The organism is Imperialibacter sp. EC-SDR9 (genome assembly GCF_902498805.1).
Taxonomy (GTDB): domain Bacteria; phylum Bacteroidota; class Bacteroidia; order Cytophagales; family Cyclobacteriaceae; genus Imperialibacter.
In genome coordinates, this window is record NZ_LR701573.1 from 110,306 (window position 1) to 131,811 (window position 21,506).

At 46.1% G+C, this 21,506-nt stretch carries 20 protein-coding genes and 1 tRNA gene; 8 read left to right on the plus strand and 13 right to left on the minus strand.

Annotation, left to right across the window (positions count from 1 at the left end; genetic code table 11):
* Positions 1–38: 38 nt before the first annotated feature.
* The 3 genes from GC130_RS00560 (at position 39) to GC130_RS00570 (ending at position 2,796) form a co-directional block, all read left to right on the plus strand.
* Positions 39–1,739 (plus strand): sensor histidine kinase, encoded by a 1,701-nt coding sequence (locus GC130_RS00560; protein ID WP_151996294.1) that lies wholly within the window; start codon positions 39–41, stop codon positions 1,737–1,739.
* The gene (locus GC130_RS00565) at positions 1,736–2,365 is read left to right on the plus strand and encodes a response regulator transcription factor (protein ID WP_151996295.1); all 630 of its coding nucleotides are present in this window, start codon (positions 1,736–1,738) and stop codon (positions 2,363–2,365) included. The genes GC130_RS00560 and GC130_RS00565 overlap by 4 nt, the downstream gene beginning before the upstream one ends.
* A gap of 119 nt (positions 2,366–2,484) precedes the next feature.
* Complete coding sequence (locus GC130_RS00570) at positions 2,485–2,796, plus strand: hypothetical protein (protein ID WP_151996296.1); 312 nt, start codon at positions 2,485–2,487, stop codon at positions 2,794–2,796.
* A 175-nt stretch (positions 2,797–2,971) separates the two neighbouring features.
* Here the strand turns inward: GC130_RS00570 and GC130_RS00575 are convergent, their stop codons facing one another.
* Positions 2,972–5,662 carry an ABC transporter permease gene (locus tag GC130_RS00575; protein ID WP_151996297.1) on the minus strand — a complete coding sequence of 897 codons (2,691 nt, stop codon included), beginning with the start codon at positions 5,660–5,662 and terminating at the stop codon, positions 2,972–2,974.
* Between the two features lie 11 nt (positions 5,663–5,673).
* Positions 5,674–6,000, minus strand: coding sequence for a PadR family transcriptional regulator (locus tag GC130_RS00580; protein ID WP_151996298.1), 327 nt, complete (start codon positions 5,998–6,000; stop codon positions 5,674–5,676).
* Positions 6,001–6,200: 200 nt separating this feature from the next.
* On the opposite strand from GC130_RS00580, the gene GC130_RS00585 reads away from it, so the two are divergent.
* Positions 6,201–6,743 (plus strand): inorganic diphosphatase, encoded by a 543-nt coding sequence (locus GC130_RS00585; protein WP_151996299.1) that lies wholly within the window; start codon positions 6,201–6,203, stop codon positions 6,741–6,743.
* A gap of 163 nt (positions 6,744–6,906) precedes the next feature.
* On the plus strand, positions 6,907–7,371 hold the full coding sequence (locus tag GC130_RS00590; RefSeq protein ID WP_151996300.1) for a Dps family protein: 465 nt from the start codon (positions 6,907–6,909) through the stop codon (positions 7,369–7,371).
* An 81-nt stretch (positions 7,372–7,452) separates the two neighbouring features.
* Here GC130_RS00590 and GC130_RS00595 read toward each other — a convergent pair whose 3' ends face one another.
* Positions 7,453–8,919 carry a Do family serine endopeptidase gene (locus GC130_RS00595; protein WP_151996301.1) on the minus strand — a complete coding sequence of 489 codons (1,467 nt, stop codon included), beginning with the start codon at positions 8,917–8,919 and terminating at the stop codon, positions 7,453–7,455.
* Between the two features lie 245 nt (positions 8,920–9,164).
* On the opposite strand from GC130_RS00595, the gene GC130_RS00600 reads away from it, so the two are divergent.
* From GC130_RS00600 to GC130_RS00610, 3 genes are all read left to right on the plus strand, one after another.
* Positions 9,165–9,238: transfer RNA gene (locus GC130_RS00600), tRNA-Asn, on the plus strand.
* A 478-nt stretch (positions 9,239–9,716) separates the two neighbouring features.
* Positions 9,717–10,028, plus strand: a complete 312-nt coding sequence (locus GC130_RS00605; protein ID WP_151996302.1) for a type II toxin-antitoxin system HigB family toxin — start codon at positions 9,717–9,719, stop codon at positions 10,026–10,028.
* Between the two features lies 1 nt (position 10,029).
* Positions 10,030–10,386, plus strand: a complete 357-nt coding sequence (locus tag GC130_RS00610) for a type II toxin-antitoxin system HigA family antitoxin (protein ID WP_151996303.1) — start codon at positions 10,030–10,032, stop codon at positions 10,384–10,386.
* Between the two features lie 30 nt (positions 10,387–10,416).
* Here the strand turns inward: GC130_RS00610 and GC130_RS00615 are convergent, their stop codons facing one another.
* From GC130_RS00615 to GC130_RS00660, 10 genes are all read right to left on the minus strand, one after another.
* A complete protein-coding gene (locus GC130_RS00615) occupies positions 10,417–11,082 on the minus strand; it encodes a DUF1080 domain-containing protein (RefSeq protein WP_151996304.1) in 666 nt (221 codons plus the stop codon).
* A 19-nt stretch (positions 11,083–11,101) separates the two neighbouring features.
* A complete protein-coding gene (locus GC130_RS00620) occupies positions 11,102–12,208 on the minus strand; it encodes a glycoside hydrolase family 130 protein (RefSeq protein WP_151996305.1) in 1,107 nt (368 codons plus the stop codon).
* A gap of 174 nt (positions 12,209–12,382) precedes the next feature.
* The gene (gene atpC / locus GC130_RS00625; RefSeq protein ID WP_151996306.1) at positions 12,383–12,625 is read right to left on the minus strand and encodes an ATP synthase F1 subunit epsilon; all 243 of its coding nucleotides are present in this window, start codon (positions 12,623–12,625) and stop codon (positions 12,383–12,385) included.
* Between the two features lie 16 nt (positions 12,626–12,641).
* Entirely contained in the window at positions 12,642–14,153 is a 1,512-nt protein-coding gene (atpD, locus tag GC130_RS00630) for a F0F1 ATP synthase subunit beta (protein ID WP_151996307.1), read from the minus strand.
* A 177-nt stretch (positions 14,154–14,330) separates the two neighbouring features.
* Positions 14,331–15,557 carry a HAMP domain-containing sensor histidine kinase gene (locus tag GC130_RS00635; RefSeq protein WP_151996308.1) on the minus strand — a complete coding sequence of 409 codons (1,227 nt, stop codon included), beginning with the start codon at positions 15,555–15,557 and terminating at the stop codon, positions 14,331–14,333.
* 63 nt (positions 15,558–15,620) lie between these two features.
* Positions 15,621–16,931 (minus strand): ABC transporter permease, encoded by a 1,311-nt coding sequence (locus GC130_RS00640; protein WP_151996309.1) that lies wholly within the window; start codon positions 16,929–16,931, stop codon positions 15,621–15,623.
* Positions 16,924–17,835 carry an ABC transporter ATP-binding protein gene (locus GC130_RS00645; RefSeq protein ID WP_151996310.1) on the minus strand — a complete coding sequence of 304 codons (912 nt, stop codon included), beginning with the start codon at positions 17,833–17,835 and terminating at the stop codon, positions 16,924–16,926. The genes GC130_RS00640 and GC130_RS00645 overlap by 8 nt, the downstream gene beginning before the upstream one ends.
* Before the next feature lie 187 nt (positions 17,836–18,022).
* A complete protein-coding gene (locus tag GC130_RS00650) occupies positions 18,023–20,017 on the minus strand; it encodes a TonB-dependent receptor (RefSeq protein ID WP_151996311.1) in 1,995 nt (664 codons plus the stop codon).
* Positions 20,018–20,081: 64 nt separating this feature from the next.
* On the minus strand, positions 20,082–20,894 hold the full coding sequence (locus GC130_RS00655) for a FixH family protein (RefSeq protein ID WP_193217719.1): 813 nt from the start codon (positions 20,892–20,894) through the stop codon (positions 20,082–20,084).
* A gap of 161 nt (positions 20,895–21,055) precedes the next feature.
* On the minus strand, positions 21,056–21,451 hold the full coding sequence (locus GC130_RS00660; RefSeq protein ID WP_151996313.1) for a hypothetical protein: 396 nt from the start codon (positions 21,449–21,451) through the stop codon (positions 21,056–21,058).
* Positions 21,452–21,506: the final 55 nt, after the last annotated feature.

Here is a 21,506-nt window from a genome sequence, read left to right on the forward strand (position 1 = left end):
GCATCTTGGCGACTTAATCAAGAATAGTCAAGTCTGCCTTGAAGCTAAAGCTCAACATATGGCTCACCCTTTGCCTCTTTGTCTTCAGCACCATTTTTATTCTGGTGGTGTTCAATATTACCTATTCTAGCCTTGAAGAGGAGCTTGTTTTAAGAGCAAAAGACAAGCTAAACGCCGTTAATATTCTTAAAAGACGGCTCATTGAGCTTCACCTGCGAGACAAGAAGCAAGAGGCGGATCATATTTTATCCAACGCCGACCTTCATGGCGTAAATGAGGCCGACCTGGTGGAAAACCTACAGTCGATATCCGAAATAAAACGGATTGAGCTTTTGCACGAATTTGACCCCAATCAGGTTCGGTTCGTAGCCAGCCTCGACGTAGACTCCACCTATTACAATTTTCTTTTCACGAGTGAGAAAAGGCAAGTCCGCCTGGTTTTTGGCTTGCAGGACATCCAGGACATTCTACTGGAGCGTACCGGGCTTGGTGTAACCGGCGAGTCGTACGTAGTTAATGAGCGACACCGCCTCATGTCGGCCTCTCTCTTCCACCCTCAGGAGTATCCTACTAACATATCGAGCCCCAGCCACGGTGTGCTGTCGGCCATTGGCGGCAAAGAAGACGTCACAATCTATACAGACTACCGGGATGTGGGCGTGATGGGAGCTTTTCGGCCCGTTGATTTTTATGGGATAAAAATGGCCCTCTTAACAGAAATTGACCTCGACGAGCTCATGAGGCCTATCTATTCGATTAGAGAGAAGATGGTCATAGTTGTCGGGATTTTGATGGCGGTGTCGTTAGCCATTTCTGTTTTTCTCGGTAAAATTCTGTCGAACCCCATTGTGCAACTTCGAAGAGTGGCTGACCAACTGTCGCTGGGAACCTTACCTTCCGACATCAGACCATCTGGCCCTGTGCTTGAAATGCAGCAGATCACACAGTCGATGGACAAGCTTATTCGGTCTTTGAAACAGATTGCATCGTTTGCCTCTGACATCGGTGAAGGCAAGATGGAGTCGACCTATGTAATGCTGAGCAGCCACGATGAGTTGGGGAAAGCCATTCTTCAAATGCGGGATCAGCTGGTTACATTGAACAACGAAAAGAATGCGTTGGAGCTCAACTCCAAAAGGATACTGATCGAAGCCCAGGAAAAAGACCGGGAAAGGATTTCCAGAGATTTGCACGATGGGCTCGGGGCGTTGCTTACTACTTTGAAGCTAAGAATGGAGAAGAGCGGTGTTATGGATGAAAGTGCTGACATAAGAGACTTGATAGAAAGAACTATTTCGGAGACCCGAAGCCTGGCAAGGAACCTGATGCCGGCTGTGCTTCGGGATTTTGGACTAAGCGAGGCTCTTGAACAGCTTATTTCAGACATTGAAGACAGTACTCAGATCAAAGTTTTATTTTTTAATGAGCTGGAGAACTCCAACTATAAACTTGAGAAGGATAAGCAAGTATATATTTACAGGGTAGTGCAGGAGGCCATCAACAATGCCATCAAGCATGCCCAGTGTGACGAAATTCAACTTTCAATCACTGTTTTCGATGATCATCTGGCATTGTATATTAAGGACAATGGCATAGGCTTTGAAGTTGGGCAGAAAGATGGATTCACCGGCCTGGGGCTCAGAAATATAGAGGAGAGGGTAAGATTAATGGGCGGTGTTTTTTATATAGAATCAGAAGAAACAGGAACAGGCATAGAGATAGAAATTCCGATATCATGAGTACTATTAGAATTATTATTGCCGATGATCACCAGCTATTTCGGAATGGCCTCAGGGCTTTGCTGCTGGCGCAAGAGAGCGTTGAAATTGTTGGTGAGGCCGAAACTGGCGAGGCACTCCTGAACCAGCTGGCAACCACCAAGGCAGACATCATTCTGCTGGATATTTCTTTACCGGACAAGTCTGGACTCGATATTCTGCCTTTGGTGAGGGAAAAATATCCTGACACAAAATGCATCATGCTAACTATGCATGAGGAACTCCAGTACGTAAAGGAGAGCCTCAAAAAAGGAGCGTCGGGATACTTGCTCAAAGACACTAGTGAAAACGAATTGCGGGAAGCTATACGTGGGGTATACCTCGGAAAGCGGCACTTTAAAAATAAGATATCGGAGCTTTTGCTGGAGGATATGTCCGGGCCGGGAAGCCCCTCACCTATTCTTTCAGAAAGGGAAATTGAGATTGTGAAAATGGTGGCCGAGGGAAAGATCACTAAAGAAATTGCAGACAAATTATTTATCAGCGTTCGAACTGTCGAAACGCACCGGTCCCGTATCATGAAAAAGCTGGGTGCCGCCAACGCTTCTGAGATGATAAATGCGGCTTACCGGCGCAAGCTCATTTAGCGTTACGTATTTTCCACATATCATTACGTATTTTCCACATATCCAATTACCCATTTTTTGCGAAGGCCGGGGGTGCCGTTGTTGCGTTTATTTGTATGAACATTAAACGCACCCTAATTATGTTAAAGGCAGCAGCAACAACCCTTATTCTTGGCCTGGCTATTTGTTTCAGTGCCAATGCACAAAGCAAGTCTTTGAAAGGACCGGCGTACAAAAATGCCAGCCCGACTGAAAAGTATAAAGGCAGCAGCACATTGCTGGTAAGAGGAGAAACTCCTACAGCCAAGGGGCCAGAGGCGAAAAACCAAAAGCACTGGGATATTGACAAGTCCGAGTTTGAAGTGGTTAGGCTTGATGAATTAAAAGGAAAAAACACAAAGGGACTCAAAGGCCCAGCGTACAAAAACTATAAGCCTGAAGTGAATAACTAATGCAGGAACATTGGTTGGTAGGTTGATTAGACCGGCAGAAGGCCGGTCTTTTTTTACCTCTTCAGTAAGCTTCTAGGGAAATAAAGGCAGTCGCTACGGTTGCCCGGGCAGCCTTTGACGAAAAGGTGGATAGGTTCTTCGGTTGGTGGAGGTTGCCCAATTTCCCGTCCATTTTTTACTCTTCTCTTAATGTATCTGCCGGATTGTTGCCAGAAGTTTTGATAGTTTGCAGTGCCACTGTGGCCATAAGCAACAGGCAGATGCCCGCCAAAGTAATCAAATAGCTCATCACAGATATATCAATCCTATAGGCGAAGTTCTCCAGCCATTTACTTACCCAGAAATAGCTCAATGGAATGGCCAGCGCTGCGCCAGCAAGCATCACCAGCAGGTATTCTTTACCAATTAGCCGGATAAGCGAGGTGAAATTGGCTCCCATCACCTTCCTGATGGCCATCTCTTTTACTCTTGTTTTCAGCGAGTAAGCAATCAACCCAAACAAACCAATAAAGGCGATAGTAATAGCCAGCCCGCTTAACAGATAGAGCAATTGAAGCTGTTGCCTTTCATTTTGATAGAGGTTCTCATAAAGCTCATCAAGAAACTGGTACTCGAAAGGGTACTTTGGAAAAAGCTCATTCCAGGCACCTTCTATAACGGACATCGTTGAGGCTACGTCATTGGTTTCAAGTTTTACCAAAAACGTGCGCAACCATAACGGTTCAAAAACCATGATGATAGGATCCACTTTGTTCTTCAGGGTTTCCTGATGAAAGTCCCTCACTACCCCTACAACGGGCCCCTTCGCAAGCTTATAGGTGCCCTGGTTCCAGTCCACATTTTTGCCAATAGCCTCTTCGGGGGTTTGCCAACCAATAGCATGCATGGCAGTTTCGTTGAGGAGGTAGGCCCTTCTTTTGCTGAGCAGGTATTCTTCAACATCGTTGTTGGCACCCGTTAGCTGAGGAAGCGGCTCGTAGGCTAGGCTTTTTGGTAATGGCTCGCCTGCCAGCAGCTCCATTCCCATTACGTCGATAAAGTCGTGGTCTATCACCTGGATGTCCATGGAGGGGGCATCATCAACGTTTTCCTGTATGCCTTCAGCCGTTACGGTGCCACCATCCCTTATTTCTCTGGAGGGCACTTCGAGACAGGCGCTGACTCCTTTGATGCCAGGTTGTCCTTCCAGCTTGTCTTTGAACAATTTGAACTTGTCTTTTACGGTATCCGGCACGCCGGGCAGGGCAATTACCTGGTCTTTTTCCATACCAAGGTTTTTCTCGTTGAGAAACACGAACTGCTGACGGGCTATCATGGCGCTGGCGATGAGCAGAATGGATATGCCGAACTGCAGGCTAATCAGTACTCTTTTTATACTAAATCGTCCTGTTTTTTTACCAATTGAAAAGGCTTTGCTGGTTTTGATGATGTTCACAGGCTTGAAAGAAGAAAGGACAAAAGCCGGGTAGAAACCTCCAAGCAGTCCGGTAACTACTGTCACGCCGATCAATACGGAAACGAGTACAAAAGGCGGTAAAAGATTCTCGGTGCCTGTTAGTTCGCTGAAAACAGGTAAAGCCAAAAAGGCCAGGATCAAACCAAGCCCTGCTGCCGCCATGCTGAACAGCACAGATTCAGTCAATGAGTAAAAAACTATCTGCTGACTTTCGGCGCCAAGTATCTTTCGGACGCCAATTTCCTTTGACCGGGCAATTGACATGGCACTGGTCAGGTTCATGAAATTGATCACAGCCAACGCCAATATAAGTATGGCGACCAGCAAGAATATTTTAACATAGGTAATAGAACCGTTGGGCTTTATTTCCCGGGCCAGATTTGAATGGAGGTGGATGTCGCTCAAAGGCTGAAAGACAAACTCTGCGCCCTGGAGCGCCTGGTCTCCGTTTATCTTTATAGCCATTGCTTCCAGCTTTTTCTGAACAGACACCATGTTGGTACCCTCCTGAAACAACACGTAGGTATAGGCCCACCATGACCTTTCGGCTTCGTTCCGAAAGGAAATCAACATATCGACGGGGAGGTGGGTATTGGACGCCAGGTTTTTCATCACGCCGGTAACCTTATAGACGGTTTCGTCGGTAGACCAGTAGCCAGTGATGAATATTTCTTTGCCCATCGGGTCTTCGTTTGCAAAGTACTTTTCGGCAACAGCCTCCGATATCACGATGGAAAGCGGCTCGGCCAGGGCCGTTTTTGTATCACCTTTTGTAAGAGGGAAGTTGAAAACTTCGAAGACATCTTTGTCTGTTACAAAAGCATTGTCCTGCCTGAATTTTTCTTCACCAATTCGCACAAACTTAGGCTCATGGTTTTGAAAACGGATGAGCTTCTCTGCTTCAGGAATTTCTTCGGGAATTCCGTTGATCCAGTCGGTATCTACTCTGGCGAAGTGTGTGTCGTAGCCGCTGGGTGATGTGTAGTGGACAGTAAGCCGGTAGATCCGATCCGATTTTGTGTGGAAGTTTTCAAAACTTGTTTCGAAATGCAGGTAAATTGCAATTAGAATAAAGGCCGCAAACCCGATAGCCAGTCCTGTGATATTAAGCAGGGCATAGGCTCTTTGCTTGGAGAAGTTTCGGCGAATGACCTTCAGATAGTTGGTTAGCATGGAATAGACATTTGTTGAACGATAAGTGGCCGAACGTTTAAATGCATAGCTTCGAAAGCACCTGATCACGTTCCACCAACAAATCATCTTGGCCAGACCGGGCGCTTTGCCAGAATGTAGCATGGCATAAAAGCTTTCTTCCAGGTCGCCCTCCAGCTCCTCCAGCCTGTCTTTGCGGCAGTACCACCGAAAAAACTTCAGCGCTAATGGTGGAGGGAAATGTTTTTCGTGACTCATGACCTGGCAAACTATTGTATGGAAATGGCTGGAATTTGACTGCGTAGTTGCTCCCGAAGCGAAGCTATTTCCTCCAGAGCCTTTCGTGCGTATGGTGTGAGATAAAACAGTCTCTTGCGCTTGCCTCCTCTAAAATCACCTGCCTCGCCTAGTTTCGATTCCAGGAAACCCTTCTCTTCCAGCCGGTACAATACCGTGTGTATGGCGCTGATGTTGATGCTCTTGCCGGTTTGCTTTTTGTACTCTTCTACAATGGCAACGGAGTAGGCACCATTGTATAGCACCCCGACGAGCAGCAGCACGATCTCTTCAAAATTGCCCAACTTTAGATTTTCCATATTTTATTCAGTATTGTAAGTAATATACTGAATCGACAACGATAAGTTTCACTTTTGTAAGGAAAAAGTGAAAAAACCAATTTACCGCCATTTGATTTTGAGTTTACGGCTCAAGTGTGCATGCTCGCTGTTTGGCGGTTTCAGTAGTTGCGAATTCTGCTGGCAGATGCTTACCTTTACTTACACATCAATCAATAACTATGGATAGATTTAATCCCTGGCACCATGTAAGCCTTGGCGAAAAGGCACCGGAAATCATTAATGGCATCATTGAGATACCAAAAAACAGCCGAGCCAAATATGAGCTCGATAAGGACAGTGGTTTACTGATGCTCGACAGGGTACTTTATTCTTCAGTTTACTATCCGGCCAACTACGGGTTTATCCCTCAAACCTATTGTGACGACAAGGATCCATTGGATATTCTGGTGTTGTCGCAAATCGAAGTGGTGCCTCTTTGCATAGTGCCTGCCAAAGTAATTGGCGTGATGCGCATGCTCGACCAGGGCGAGGCTGACGATAAGATCATTGCCGTGGCTCAGCACGACATGAGCTGGAACCATTACAACGATATCAGTGAGCTGCCTGATCACTTTAAAAATGAAATCCAGAATTTTTTCGAAGACTACAAAAAGTTGGAACACAAAACTGTAGTGGTGCACGACTTTATGGATAAAAAAGTGGCAATAGAAATCGTTGAAAAAGCAATCCAGGACTACAAAATTAAATTCAGGAAAGCTTGAAGAAGCTACTGCAAGCACTTCATTTTGTTAATTCGCTTTCGTGCTAATCTCCATAGACAATACCTATAGTCAGATCGACAATAACAATCAGTTTGAGTGATCTATTGCGTGGTTTTGAATGTTATCTAACTGTAAAAGGATAACAATTTAAACCAACAGTATCATGAATTACATAGGAATAGATGAAGATGTTGCTGCGAGTGAAGTAAAGGCTTTGAACAGTTTGCTTGCCAGCTATCAGGTGTTCTATCAAAATCTCCGAGGCTTTCACTGGAACATCAAAGGTGAGAAGTTCTTTGGGCTGCATGAAAAATTTGAAGAATACTACACAGCCGCCGCAGAAGACGTAGACGCAATTGCTGAAAGAATTCTCACAATTGGCGGTGTGCCTTTGCACTCTATCAGTCAGTATCTGAAGGAGAGCAAAATCAGAGAGGTGACTGAAGTAAGCGAGGCAAGAACTGCTGTTGAGAGCATTCTTGAGCAGTATATCGAGCTTGTGAATTTGGAAAGGCCTATTCTGGATCAGAGTGCCGAAGCGAATGATGAAGGCACTAACTCTCTGATATCCGACTTGCTGGCCAAACAGGAAAAGACGATTTGGATGCTTAGTAGCTGGTTGAGGTAAAAGGCTGGGGTAAGGTGTTCAAAAAAAAAGGGTTCATGCCAAGTGAACCCTTTTTTTGTTTAATAAAGCGATCTAAGGCTACTACCAGCCTATGCCGTAGAAGGCCTCGGTGCCGTCGGGGTACACACCTTCAATCAGTGTGCCACCTCTCTTATTGGCCATCACTCTTGCCAAATCCTGAATATTTCTGATAGTGGTTTTGTCGATATTGGTGATGATGAACCCGGCACGAACACCGGCTTCTTTCCATTTACCGTCATTCACCTCTGTTGCTTTGGCGCCGCCTTCAATTTGCAGCTTCTGTAGCTCTTCCCTGCTCACATCTGTAAAGTTGCTTCCTTCTATTGAGAAGGCGCTTCTGGCTTCCACAACCTCGATGGAATCAGACGTGCTTTTCAGCGTTACCTTCACGGTATTTTCTTTACCATCTCTTATGTAACCAACTTCCACTTTGTCGCCAGGTCTTTTAACTGCAATCTTTTCTTGCAGCTTGGCTACGTTGTCAACCGTCTTCCCATCAATGGCAACAATCACGTCGCCTTTTTCCAGACCGGCATCAGCAGCGCCGCTGTTGGGATTAACATTTTCAATGGAGATGCCCTTCAGTACATTGAGTCCCCTTGCTTCGGCCAGCGCAGAATTCACATCTACAATGTTTACCCCTAGCAGGGCTCTCTGAACCACGCCATATTCCTTCAAATCATCCATTACCTTCTTTACCAGAGTTGTGGGCACAGCGAAGGAATACCCCGAATAGGAGCCGGTGTGGGTAGCGATGGCCGTGTTGATGCCAACAAGCTCGCCCCTGAGGTTGACCAGCGCTCCACCGCTATTGCCCGGGTTGACGGCTGCATCTGTCTGTATGAACGACTCGATTTGCAGGTTTCTATTGCTGGGGTCACGAAGTATATTGATGTTTCTGCCGGTGGCGCTCACAATACCAGCCGTTACAGTTGACCTAAACTCGAAAGGATTACCAATGGCCAGTACCCACTCGCCGACATTGATATGCTCTGAGCTCCCAAACTTAACGAAGGGAAGGTTTTTGCCCTCAATTTTCAATAGTGCTAAGTCAGTTGTTGGGTCAGTACCCACTACCTTGGCATCGAAAGTTCTGTTGTCATTCAAAAGCACTTCCACCTCTGATGCATTTTCCACCACGTGGTTATTGGTCACGATATAGCCATTATCGGATATAATCACACCTGAGCCGCTGGCACCTGATGGAGCCCTTTGCCCCCTGTTACCAAAAAAGTCTTGAAAGTACTGGTCAAATTGATTGTTGCTGGCAGTGGGTGTAGAGGTGTATTTTGACCTGATATGCACCACACCTGGCGTGGCTGCTTTGGCAGCATACACAAAATTAAGTCCTTCCGGCACTACCACGCTTGTGGTGTCAAGGAAATTGGAGAACCTTACATTCTGACGGTCTTCGAACGATGAAAACTCATCATTCTGATTGTTTAGCAGTTGATACCCGCCTATAGCTATCATCGCACTCAAAAGAGAGGAGAATAGCATCGCTACATAAATTTGTCTTTTATTCATAACTCGGTTTTTTTTAGTCAGTTAACACTAGTGTAACGAAATAGGATCGTCTGTGATGCTACGTTAACGTTTTTTAACAGGCATTGTGTTCCGCTAGCTAAAATAGCAGATTGTTGGCACAAAAAATTATATGAGTGAATACGGAAAATATGGCCGCTGTTTTTGCACAATTAAAATGAACCTGCTAATATTGCATTCCCATTTGACGAGCCTCTCTTTTGGTAAGTTAATTGGAACCAGAAAATTCCTCCTTAGCTCAGCTGGTTAGAGCATCTGACTGTTAATCAGAGGGTCCTTGGTTCGAGCCCAAGAGGAGGAGCGGAAGTAAAAAAGCCATCAGAAGTGATGGCTTTTTTTGTTGAGCTGCCTGATTGGTCTTTGAGGTACTAGTCGGTTTTAGTGTAGCATCTGACTTTTAATTGGAGGGTACTTGCGGTTCGTCGCACGATTCGAGCCCAAGAGGAGGAGCGGAAGTAAAAAAGCCATCAGAAGTGATGGCTTTTTTGCGTTTACGGTGCTCGTTGTCCATGCTAGCGAAGTATTTTATGGGATCAAGCAATATTTCTGGGGATTGTTTTTTTTGCAAGAGTATCTTCTCATTACATAAAGAAGCAAAAGGTCCAAGCGGGACGCATTGAACCAGTTTTGCTTCTTTATTGTCTATCGTTCGCCAATTGGTACAACGTTATTTCAGAGTCTTACTCCACAGATTTTCCGCTTGATCCATTTTATGGACTCCGAAATACGTTCTATCTTACTCGGCAGTTTTCTTCAGGAAAACTTTTTATATTTGACAGGTGTTCAATGTCATAACAAGAAGGACCCTGCTGGAGTACACAGAAAAATACCCATTGGCTGCGACAGCGCTATTCGAGTGGTATCATGAATTAGTGAAAGCTGATTTTGAAAGCTTTAATGACTTGAAGAATGTGTATGCCAATGCCAGCTTGGTCGGAGATGATCGGGTCGTGTTTAACATAATGGGGAATAAATACAGACTTGTCGTCCGCATTATATTTGAGTTTAAGGTGATCCAAGTCAAGTGGTTTGGCACTCATGCCGAATATGACAAAATAGATGTAGCAACTGTACAATTTAAAAAGAAATAGGATGGAACTGGCGGTGATAAAAAACGAAGCTGAATACGAAGCTTATCTTGAATGGGTGGATGAAATGTTTGACAAAAAAGTTGCTCCAGATTCCCCTGTCGGTAAAAAGGTGGAAGTTGCTTTGCTCCTTATTAAGCAGTTTGAAGACGAACACTTTCCAGTCCCATTACCTGACCCGATAGATGCGATCAGGTTAAAAATGTCAGAGCTAGGCCTCCGGAATAAAGACCTGGTAGGAAAGTATGGGAGCAAAGGTCATGTTTCCTCACTTTTGAACAAACGAAAGCCTTTAACCCTGGAATTGGCTAAGCTATTTCACAAGGAATTCAATATCCCGGCGGAGGTTCTGTTATCCTAAAACCTGAATACTGATTTGTTGATGAGTTATTCAATCAAGCTCCTTAATCCTGATACTCCTGAAATACAATTCTGAGCCGTGGCCTAAAAAGCCAATGTAACCTTTCTTGTTTTTTAGACCTGGGTGCTCTTTATGATCCATGGTGCCGTCTTTGCTGGCCTCGGCGATATCTCCATCCACAATCACTTCGCCATTCAGGGTCACCTTCACCTTGTTTCCCTTTACCTCGACTTCTTCGTAGTTCCACTCGCCGACAGGTTTTAGAAAACCTTTTTTAGCCGGAATAACACCGTATACAGAGCCATGGTATTGATAGGGCTGAAGCTTGGAGTACATTTCGGCAGTGTTGTCTAATATCTGCAGCTCCATGCCTACATAAGCAGCATCACCTTCCAGCGGTGTGCGAATGCCCAGGCCGTTGTTGGCGTCAGGTGTTAGCTTGAACTCAAAACGGAAAATGAAATCTCCGTATTCCTTTTCAGTATAAAGATTGCCGCTTCCACCTGCATCTGTTTTCACTGCAATAGTGCCGTTTTCGGCCACGTAATCTTGCTTATTGCCTACCCAACCAGACAGGTCTTTTCCATTAAAAAGGAGCATATAGCCATCCTTTTTTTCTTCTTTGGTGAGTTTGTTTTGGGCAAATGAAGCGGTGCTGAAAGCAGCAATAGCCAGAAATAGTGCTAATCTTTTCATCGTCGGATTTATTAGATTTTTATTCACTTACCGCTGCTGCGATTTTTGAGTCAGCGGTTCCGTAATATAAGTACCATTTGCCTTTGAAATTCACTAACCCTTCCAGAAAACACACATTGTTTACCTGACCGGTGATTTCATAGTCCTTATCGGGTGTCATAAAGTAATCGTCGGAGCGGCTTACCACCTTCGAGGGGTCGTTGATGTCAAAAAGAATCTGTCCTGCGGAGTAGGTGCCGTCTGCCAAATCAGCCGTCCGGTTTTCTCCATAATTTCTGCTGTTGTAGATGAGGAGAATGCCCTGTTCGGTTACGAAAGCCTGTGGGCCAGGCTCTACCAGATCGCTGTCAAACTTGCCCGGTCTGGGGCCGAATATGGGCATCAGCTTGTAGTCGGTAACACCTGCCGCATCATCTGTTACCGGCGTCCAGTTGATGAGGTCGTCGGACCAGGCCAGGTAAATGTTGGTGTCGCCCCAGTACATCCAGTACTTGCCATTGATTTTGGTAGCGACAAATTTATCGCCCTCCCTTTTTGTCACTATAGCACCTGATTTCGACCAAAGGTCGAGGAACTTCCCGTTTTCGGTCGATTGAAAGACCGGCCCGTATTTTGTCCAGCGCACCAGATCCTTAGAGGAAGCCACCAGCAGTCGTGCTACTTCGCCATCGTAAGCTGTGTAGGTCATAAAGTAGGTGCCGTCGTTACTTTCTACAATCCTGGGGTCTTCGCAGCCACCTTCCCACTCGTATTTGCTTTGATCATCATTTTCGGGGTAGAAAATGGGGGCTGGCATCCTTTCGAAGTGAATACCATCATCGCTGACGGCCAATCCAATGCGGGAAGTGCCTGCGTATTTCCCGATCCTGTCTTCGGCTCGGTAGAGCAGGTGCACTTGCCCATTTCTTACCAGCGCCGTGGGGTTGAATACGTCCTTTGCTTCCCAATACACACTGTCCATTCTTACCGGACAGAAAAAAGTTGTGCTATCGAGAGCAGTTAAGATGGGGTTGGCGTCGTCCTGTTTGACAAAGGGGCCAATCTGCCAGGGGGTAGTCGGCTGATCGGAGGTGCAGCCGGCGAATAGAAGGTGTCCAAGAACGAATAGGATCAGAATTCTTTTCATGAGGAAGTAGGTAAGTATAATGTATTGATAAAAGTAGTCTAAATAGTTAACACTCATTTTGAATGCCGGGGCAATGGCGCAACAGCCCCAGAAGTGGCCTCCGAGGCCTGTTAAAACGAAAAAAGCCCCTGACAACAAGGGCTGTCAGAGGCTTTTATTATTTGCTTTGATGATCTATTCCACAGATTCCGCCAGAACAATCACATGATTGTTTCTTACCTCCACCACGCCACCATCAACTATAAGGATTTTTGATCCCTCTTTGGTTTTGTAGATTAAATCCCCCTTCGCCAAAGAGCTGATAATAGGTGCGTGATTGTTCAGCACCTGAAACGAGCCGTCGCTGCCAGGGAAGGTAGCAGCATCAACTTCTCCTTCAAACACTTTACGATCGGGTGTGATAATTTCCAAATACATGTTCTACAGTTTCAGATTATGCTTTAGCAGCTTCAGCCAACATTTTCTCGCCAGCTTCGATTGCCTGCTCAATAGTTCCTTTCAGGTTGAACGCTGATTCAGGAAGGTGATCAACGTCGCCAGCCATGATCATGTTGAAGCCTTTGATAGTGTCCTTGATGTCAACCAGCTGGCCAGGGATACCTGTGAACTGCTCGGCAACGTGGAACGGCTGAGAAAGGAAACGCTGCACACGACGAGCTCGTGAAACAGCTTGCTTGTCTTCGTCAGAAAGTTCATCCATACCAAGAATGGCGATGATGTCCTGAAGTTCTTTGTAGCGCTGAAGAATTTCCTTCACGTTTTGCGCACATCTGTAGTGCTCTTCGCCCACGATGTCAGCTGAAAGAATTCTTGACGTAGAATCCAAAGGATCCACGGCAGGATAAATACCTAGTTCAGAAATCTTTCTTGAAAGTACAGTAGTAGCATCAAGGTGAGAGAAGGTAGTTGCCGGAGCAGGGTCAGTCAAGTCATCAGCAGGTACATAAACAGCCTGCACTGATGTGATAGAACCATTTTTGGTAGAAGTAATTCTCTCCTGCATGGCACCCATTTCGGTAGCCAGCGTAGGCTGGTAACCCACCGCAGAAGGCATACGACCAAGAAGGGCAGACACCTCAGAACCAGCCTGGGTGAAACGGAAGATATTGTCGATAAAGAAAAGAATGTCTTTTCCTTTGCCTGTTCCATCACCGTCACGGTAGTATTCCGCAAGGGTAAGACCCGACAAAGCCACTCTTGCACGGGCCCCAGGGGGCTCGTTCATTTGGCCAAACACGAAAGTCGCCTTCGACTCAAGTAATTTCTTTTTATCTACTTTGCTAAGATCCCAACCACCTTTTTCCATCGAATGGAGGAAGTCGTCGCCATAGTTTACAATACCAGATTCAATCATTTCACGAAGAAGGTCATTTCCTTCACGTGTTCTTTCACCCACACCAGCAAATACTGAAAGACCTGCATAGGCTTTGGCGATGTTATTGATCAATTCCTGGATCAATACTGTTTTACCCACACCGGCACCACCGAACAAACCAATTTTACCACCTTTTGAGTAAGGCTCGATAAGGTCGATTACTTTGATTCCTGTAAAAAGCACCTCAGTAGAAGTTGAAAGATCTTCGAACCTTGGAGCAGAGCGGTGAATAGGAAGCCTCTTTTTGCCTTCAGGCTGGCTAATGCCGTCAATGGCTTCACCAACTACGTTGAACAAACGACCCTTGATATCATCGCCGATGGGCATGGAAATAGGAGCGCCAGTATCTGTTACTACTATCCCTCTGCTCAAACCATCTGTACTGTCCATGGCTATAGTACGAACCCTGTCTTCGCCCAGGTGTTGCTGTACTTCCAGGATTACTACCTGGCCATTTTCTTTGGTAACCTTAAGGGCATCAAGGATTTCGGGCAGTTTGGAGCCTTCGCCTTCAAAACTAACGTCAACGACGGGTCCAATTACCTGGGTTATTCTTCCGGTGTTCGCCATTATTTTGTGAGTGTTATAAGAATTATGTCACTTTGAATTTCGAAGTGCAAAATTAAACCAATAATCCTTTAAAGCCAAGTTTGATTTCCATCTTGATTCCAAAGAATTTGAATTCTTTTCAGCTTATGCGTGAACCACTTAGAATGAGGCTTCGAGAGGCGATTTTGTCTTTCTCAACTAAACTTTCAAAACGATGCGAAACGTGGTTCCTTTGTCCAGCTCAGATGATTTAACAAAAATCTTTCCGGTGTGATAATTTTCAATAATTCGTTTCACCAGTGTAAGCCCAAGTCCCCAGCCTCTTTTCTTGGAAGTGTAGCCGGGTTGGAATACCGAACCGATTTTTGATTTGGGAATTCCTTTTCCCGTGTCGCTGATGTCGACCATTACCTTGCCCTCGTTGGCTTTCAGGATTTTGATTTCGATGGTGCCTGTACCACTCATGGCATCCACGGCATTTTTGCAGAGGTTTTCCACTACCCAGGCAAACAGGGGCTTATTAATGTCGGCTTTGATATCTTTGTTCGGGAAGGCGCTGAGAATAAACTTTACCCGGGTGGAAACTCTTTTTTGCAGATAATTGATGGTTTCCTCTAAGGCGTCGTAGAGGTTTTCTTCGTTGAGCTGCGGTACCGAACCAATATTTGAAAACCTGGAGGTGATCATTTCCAGCCTTTCGATGTCTTTGTTGAGCTCGGGGATAATGTCCGAATCTTTGAAGCGATCATCTGTTTTGAAATATTCCACCCATGCCATGAGCGAGGAGAGTGGCGTGCCCAGCTGATGGGCTGTTTCTTTGGCCAGGCCCACCCACACCCTATTTTGCTCGGCCGAGCGGGAAGAGTTGAAGGCGATGTAGGCGATAAGCCCGAAGAGGAAAATGACCGTTAGCTGAATATAGGGGTAATAGGTCAGCTGCTTGAGAAGGTCTGAGTTTTGGTAGTAAATATAGTTGTAGCCCGTAATTTCGTAGTTCTTGTTTTTGTTACGCAGTGTAACCACGATAGGCTCATGGTCTTTCTCCATGTCCTTGAGTGTTTCTGCCAGGATTCTTATTCGCTCTCTTTCCGTTTTTGCTTCGTCAGCTTTTTTAACATTTTTTGATTGAGACGGTATCCCAAACTCGTCGGCGATGATGACCGGGATGGAGTTATTGGCTACAATGATTTCATCAAAAATGAACGTGAGGTTAGCTTCTCCATCTTCGTTGGCGGTGTACTCCAGCGTGTTAGCAAAAAGGTCGATCAGCCGCTTTTCCCGATCCTTAAGGCTCTCAACAACTATGTTGGTGTAGTAGATAGACCCAATGCTGATCAGGATGGCAATTAAAACCACTACCCATTTGAAATTGGAGTTGTCCTTATAAAATTCAAGGGTAGTGGCTTCTTTCAGGGGGTACTGCATTCCGAATATCTTTGACTATAAGTGAAAGCTAAGATACGGGAAATTTGAGCAGATATTGTCTTGCTAATTTTTCATCATAAACCATTTGGCCAGCACTTTGTAATTCACTTTGGTGCCATGCATGAGAATGCCCACCCTGTAAATTCGGGCAGCAAGCCAGACGGTGAACATGAAACCACCCGCTAGCAGAGTAACCGAAAGCAGGAGTTGCCAAATGGGCACGCCAAAGGGTATCCGCATCATCATAACGACAGGAGAGGTCAGCGGGATCATGGACATCCAGAAGGCCAAAGACCCGTCCGGCTCATTCAAAACTGCTCCCAGAGAAACAATGGAAAGAATGAGCGGAAGAGTGACAGGCAGCATAAATTGCTGAGAGTCGACCTCCGAATCGACGGCAGAACCTACGGCTGCGAACAGCGACCCATAAAGGAGGTATCCGCCGAGGAAATAAATAAGAAAAAAGAAGAGCACCTGCGGGATGTTGATGGATCCTATGGCACCCATGATTTTAGCGAATTCATTTTGATCGCCTGCTGCTGCCTGCACTTCTGCCATGCCAGGTTGGCCGTTCACCATGCTATTTGCAGCCTGTGGTTCGAAGCCAAACACACTGCTGAGCACCGTGGTAATTGTAAAAGTAAGGAGTGTCCAAAGCAGAAACTGCGTGAGCCCAACAGCCCCAACCCCTATTATTTTCCCCATCATCAACTGGAAGGGCTTCACTGAGCTGATAATTACCTCAATGATCCTGCTGGTTTTCTCTTCAATAATGCCACGCATGATTTGGGCGCCAAAAAAGAAAATGAAGAAGTAAATCAGCAATGAGGAAATGTAACCAATGCCGGTAGCGGCAATAGAACTGCTTTCCTGCTCGCCCTGGTCAGTGATGCTGATGGTGGCAATGTCGACGTTTGCCTTCAGGTTGTCGAGCACTTGTTTGTCGAGACCTGATTTTTCCAGCTTGATATTTTCAATTTTTTGCCTGATGCCCCATTCCAGATCGCCAATCACACTTAAGCTGGGCTTCGACGTGGAATAGAATTGAATGCCCTGAGGGTTGTCGATGTCGATATTAGGAATGTAAAGGAATCCATAATACTCGCTGCCTTCAAGCGATTGCTTAAGGGCGTCAGGGTCTTCATTCATGAAAGAGTATTTGATCTCGTCGGTGTCGGTTAACACAGTTTTGAATAAGCCGGATTCGTCAACGACCTCAATGACCTTTTCATCACCGTCTCTGGTAGCAAGCCAGGTAGGCACGATGATAAGCAATGCAAAGAGTAGTGGCCCTACAAAGGTCATGACGAGAAATGACTTCTTGCGCACCCGGGTGATGTATTCTCTTGCTATAATGAGTGATATCTTATTCATGGCCGCCCTCCTGTACTTTTTGGATAAAAATTTCGTTCATGCTAGGTATTTTTTCAACAAACTCATGCACTTCCACCTGGCTGATGAGCGCCTTGAGCAAATCGTTAGGCCCGAGAGCCGATTTGATCTGTATGGTCGAGTGAATGGCTCCTTCCACTTCCTCAGTACTTAAAGTGTCAAAGTCGGCGGGCAGCCCATTTACTTTGCCATGGTGGAGCACATTGAACGTGTTGGACTTGTAGGTTTCCTTGATGTCTTTCTTTGGCCCCTCCAGTATTTTCTTCGACTTGTTGATGAGCGCAATATGGTCACAAAGCTCTTCCACCGACTCCATGCGGTGGGTGGAAAAAATAATGGTGATGCCCTTTTTCTTCATTTCAAGGATTTCATCCCTGATCAGGTTGGCGTTCACAGGGTCGAAGCCGGAGAAAGGTTCGTCGAGGATAATTAAAGACGGCTCGTGCAGCACCGTGGCAATAAACTGCACTTTTTGCGCCATGCCTTTGGAAAGGTCTTCCACGTTTTTGCCCCACCAGCTAATGATGTCGAATTTCTCCATCCAGGCCTTAATTTTTTTGGTGGCCTCAGCTTTGCTCATTCCCTTGAGTTGCGCCAGGTAAAGCAGCTGCTCGCCCACCTTCATTTTTTTGTAGAGACCCCGCTCTTCAGGCAGGTAGCCGATGCGGTGCACATCTTCCAGCTCCAGCGGGCGCCCATGAAACATGACCTTGCCCTGATCGGCCATAAGGATTTGTGTGATGATACGGATAAGGGTGGTTTTGCCGGCACCATTGGGGCCAAGCAGTCCGAAAATGGTGTTCTCGGGAATAGTGATGCTTACATCATCCAGCGCTTTGAAATCGCCAAAGCTCTTGTGGATGTGTTCTGTAACGAGAATGTTCAAGGCTTGTAGTAGTTTGGGTTGACTGATTGAATTTGAAATATTAGTGGCGAGAGGGGTGCCAATTATTACACCCGCCCCATTAAAACTAAAACTTCAGCCGAAGATACAACACATAATCTAGTTACTGAACAAACAAATAGACTCACTTTTTTAGGTGACAAACCCATCTGGCACCTCTTTTTGGTGGTTAAAATTTGCAGGTGATGCTAAAGTAGAAATTCCTCCCTGGTCTGGGAATGCCTCCCCAGTCAAGATGCTCTCTGTAGTTTCTATCTAATATATTTTCAACGCCACCATTCACCTGAAACGAGCTGTTCACTTTCCAGCCTGATCTAAAATTGAGGATGTAGTAAGAAGCTGTTTTCATTTCTCCAAATGAGCTGCTGATATGGCTTTGGGCTGCCGCCCATTCATACTCTGCCTGGGCGTTAAACTTAGCCAACTGTAGCCTGACGGAAGAAACAGATTTAAAGGGAGGGATTTGAGGCATTGCTTCGTTCAGGGAATTGGTGCCGTAGGTATACTTATTGTTCGACACCAGTTGAACATTCTTAAAGGGGCTGAACATCACCAGCATGTCGACACCGGTCATTCTCGCCCAGGCCAGGTTTTCATTTTGCTTTACCCCTCTGGCACCAATGGTCATTGTGGTTAGATCCGGCACCACCCGGCCCATGATGTAGTTGTCGATGGTTTTAAAAAACGGCGTGAGCCTAAACTCTGTATTGCGACCGAAATAGCTCAGCGTGGTTTCCGCATTCCAGGAGGTTTCGTTTTTCAAACCGGGATCCCCAATATAGTCGTAGCCATCCAGCCGGTTGAATAGATAAAATCCGAAGCGTTCGTTGAGGGTCGGGATTCTTTCACCGTACCCACCCTGAACATCCACTTGCAGATTGCCGGAGATAAAATGAGTGAAACTGGCGTTGGCTGTTTTTAGTATTCTGGTGGTTGATTTGGCCAGCCCATTGTCAAAAACTTCCCACTGCTGGCTTCCGATCCCGTCATGCATTCTGTCGAAGAAAGCATCTGCCCTTGCCGATAGTTGCATTTTGTCTTTCGGACTAAATTTGATCTGTTGCTGCGCATACAACCCCACATTTTGCCTCGTGGTTTGAGGTGCCGTTTGCATGTACATCGGTGGGCCTTCCGCTGGAAACATTGTCATTTCTCCTATTAATGTATTGGAGTAGTATTCGGCTTTTACGGTGGTTTTCTGCTCTCTGAAAATTCCAACGCTGCCTTCTAAATAACCTCCGGTCGTAGTGCTTTTGCCCGGCATATCCATGTGCATAGGCACATTTTCCCGGTGTGTGTCATCCATGCTATGCGCAATGCTGTTTTGATAAACTTTGGCTCGGATATCACGGAAAAACCACCATGGCGTGCTGTTTTTGTAGCCGACGGAGTAGATGCCTGCGGTAGCTGTGCCCACGTCCATGGGCAGCGCAGGAAAGCCAATGTTCCAGCCCTGATCAAAAATGGCGTCGGCCTGTAGTGTGTCAAATTTTCCCAGCACCCACTTGCCGGATGCACCAACGTTGAGCTTCTGAAACTGTGAATAGGCAACTTCGTCTCCTCCTCCGGCGTGATAGTTGTTGCTTTTTCGAAAGGTGGCATTCACCCGGTAGGCACTTGTGTTTCTGGCGATATTGGCGGAGGAAAATGCATTGACCGCACCCGCCGATGCTTGGTAGTCGATGCCAGCTTGTCCGTGTATCCCAGGGACACCAACTAAGGGCTCGGCCAGCTTCATGTTCAACGATCCGCCTATGGTGCTTCCAAACTGCCCGCCCTGAGAGCCGGGTAGGGCCTGTATTACCGAAAGGTTCATCGGTTCCACATAGATGGTAACCGGATCCATTTTGTCGGTACAGGCACCAAAAATCTTCATTCCGTCAATAGTCACATTGATTTGCCCACCGCTGAGGCCTCTGAGCACAGGTTCCTGGCCATATGCCCCCCGGCGAACAAGCGAAACGCCACTCATTCTGGAAAGAATGGTTTCTGTAGTCGCCGAAGTGTTCGACTGATAGAAGCTCTGCAACGTGTCGGAATGCAGTTTTTCGCTGCCCACCACCACCTCAGTCATAACAAATGTGCGAATGCTGTCGGGTGCCTGTCCATAGCTGGAGAAGGCCATCATGAAGCCGATTATGCTCAATATTTCTCCGATTTTCATCACTATATTTTTTTGTTTTTTTCACCACCCGGTACCGGCCCGGGTGGTGAAAGGCATTAGTTTTTTAGTTTACAACTATGTCGAAAGACCTGGTGCCCAGACTGGTTTCTCCATCTGTGAGCGCAAGGTTCAGTCGCCATTCTCCCGTCATAGTGAAATTTGCTTTGCCCATGTAGTGCCCTGATGCCACGTAGGTGGGATTTGCGTTGTTAGGCGAACCGTGATCCATGGCTGGCATTGCAGGCGTAAACTCAATCGACAACGTCTCGACTGGCACAAATTCTCCGTTTTTCGTTGTGTAGGCTACCACCTCAAAGTCGTTGACACCCACTTTCATTCCTTTGGGGAACATATAAGACAGATAATATTTCTGTCCGGCTTCCGATTGAAATACCGACACTCTGGAAGGCGTGGTGGCCTTTACTTCGATGTCGAACGCTGCTGAGCCTGATAAATTTTTGAGGTGATTGTCAATATGGGCCTCAAGTGACCATGAACCCATTTCTCCGGATGCCATACTGAATAGAATTGCAGCTGGGAATAAGTCGTTTACAGCTTCTCCTTCAGTTACTTCCACGGGACAGGAATGGCTCATAGTGGCCATGGTCATCAGCGGGCTCAGGGTGATATGAGCGTCAGTAATTGTCTCGCCTGTCAGGGAATCGGTGATAAAAAGGTAAATGGGATTGTAGCCGGCAAACAGCTCCTCTGCTGCCCATATCTCGACTTTGGCCGCTGCACCATTGGCATAGGCTTCGGATATTTTTGTGAGGCCTTCTGTGGGGTTGATAGATGGCTCGTCGTCGGAAGAGCAAGAAAAGAGCAGGGTTGTGATAAACCCACCGAAAAATATTGTTTTTATGATAGATGCGTTCATTTTGTTATTCATTTTGGGCACGGCATGTTGCATAGCATAGCGCAGATGGCAAGCCAGGGCCGTGCATTCGACAATTTTCAAATAGACTATTCAGGGATTTGACGTTTGCTGAGCGCAGGAACAGCAAATTCTAATCACAAGTAAGGAGTTTGAACAACTGCTCAAACGAGAGGGTGAAGAGGCGAAGACGGCGGGTGAAAGATGTCGTTGATAACGCTCTGGCTGGCGAATTTTTCCAGATAGGAAACTTCAGAGACATTAAAGGCGGCTCTAAAAAGCTGTTGCAAGGTGAAATGCTGAAAAATGCCAACCGGAAAATCTTTTATATTGATTTTTACAGGGCTCGGTGCCACAGGCGAACCCTGCTCCTCTTCCATGGCTTTTATTTTTTGTGCCAGCAAACAGGTGCCGTCGCAATGGAGCTCTGGCCTCGATTTGTTGACGCACTTTGCTTTGTACTGTTGTAACTGCACGTAATAATCAACCACCTGCAGGGCGGGCCTAAAGAGTACCATGCTGTAGAGCAAAAGGATACTTAGGGCGATGATTGATTTCATGGTGACAAAGATTGCAAAAAACCGAAGCCACAATTATGACCCTGGTCATAATTAC

Excerpts from the sequence above, each read along its gene's own strand:
- GC130_RS00610 (WP_151996303.1), top strand. The coding sequence starts at position 10,030 with ATGGAACTGGCGGTGATAAAAAACGAAGCTGAATACGAAGCTTATCTT.
- atpD (WP_151996307.1), bottom strand. The coding sequence starts at position 14,153 with ATGGCGAACACCGGAAGAATAACCCAGGTAATTGGACCCGTCGTTGAC.
- GC130_RS00655 (WP_193217719.1), bottom strand. The coding sequence starts at position 20,894 with ATGAACGCATCTATCATAAAAACAATATTTTTCGGTGGGTTTATCACA.
- GC130_RS00615 (WP_151996304.1), bottom strand. The coding sequence starts at position 11,082 with ATGAAAAGATTAGCACTATTTCTGGCTATTGCTGCTTTCAGCACCGCT.
- GC130_RS00640 (WP_151996309.1), bottom strand. The coding sequence starts at position 16,931 with ATGAATAAGATATCACTCATTATAGCAAGAGAATACATCACCCGGGTG.
- GC130_RS00585 (WP_151996299.1), top strand. The coding sequence starts at position 6,201 with ATGGATAGATTTAATCCCTGGCACCATGTAAGCCTTGGCGAAAAGGCA.
- GC130_RS00650 (WP_151996311.1), bottom strand. The coding sequence starts at position 20,017 with ATGAAAATCGGAGAAATATTGAGCATAATCGGCTTCATGATGGCCTTC.
- GC130_RS00620 (WP_151996305.1), bottom strand. The coding sequence starts at position 12,208 with ATGAAAAGAATTCTGATCCTATTCGTTCTTGGACACCTTCTATTCGCC.
- GC130_RS00570 (WP_151996296.1), top strand. The coding sequence starts at position 2,485 with ATGTTAAAGGCAGCAGCAACAACCCTTATTCTTGGCCTGGCTATTTGT.
- GC130_RS00580 (WP_151996298.1), bottom strand. The coding sequence starts at position 6,000 with ATGGAAAATCTAAAGTTGGGCAATTTTGAAGAGATCGTGCTGCTGCTC.
- atpC (WP_151996306.1), bottom strand. The coding sequence starts at position 12,625 with ATGTATTTGGAAATTATCACACCCGATCGTAAAGTGTTTGAAGGAGAA.
- GC130_RS00660 (WP_151996313.1), bottom strand. The coding sequence starts at position 21,451 with ATGAAATCAATCATCGCCCTAAGTATCCTTTTGCTCTACAGCATGGTA.
- GC130_RS00595 (WP_151996301.1), bottom strand. The coding sequence starts at position 8,919 with ATGAATAAAAGACAAATTTATGTAGCGATGCTATTCTCCTCTCTTTTG.
- GC130_RS00575 (WP_151996297.1), bottom strand. The coding sequence starts at position 5,662 with ATGAGTCACGAAAAACATTTCCCTCCACCATTAGCGCTGAAGTTTTTT.
- GC130_RS00590 (WP_151996300.1), top strand. The coding sequence starts at position 6,907 with ATGAATTACATAGGAATAGATGAAGATGTTGCTGCGAGTGAAGTAAAG.
- GC130_RS00635 (WP_151996308.1), bottom strand. The coding sequence starts at position 15,557 with ATGCAGTACCCCCTGAAAGAAGCCACTACCCTTGAATTTTATAAGGAC.
- GC130_RS00565 (WP_151996295.1), top strand. The coding sequence starts at position 1,736 with ATGAGTACTATTAGAATTATTATTGCCGATGATCACCAGCTATTTCGG.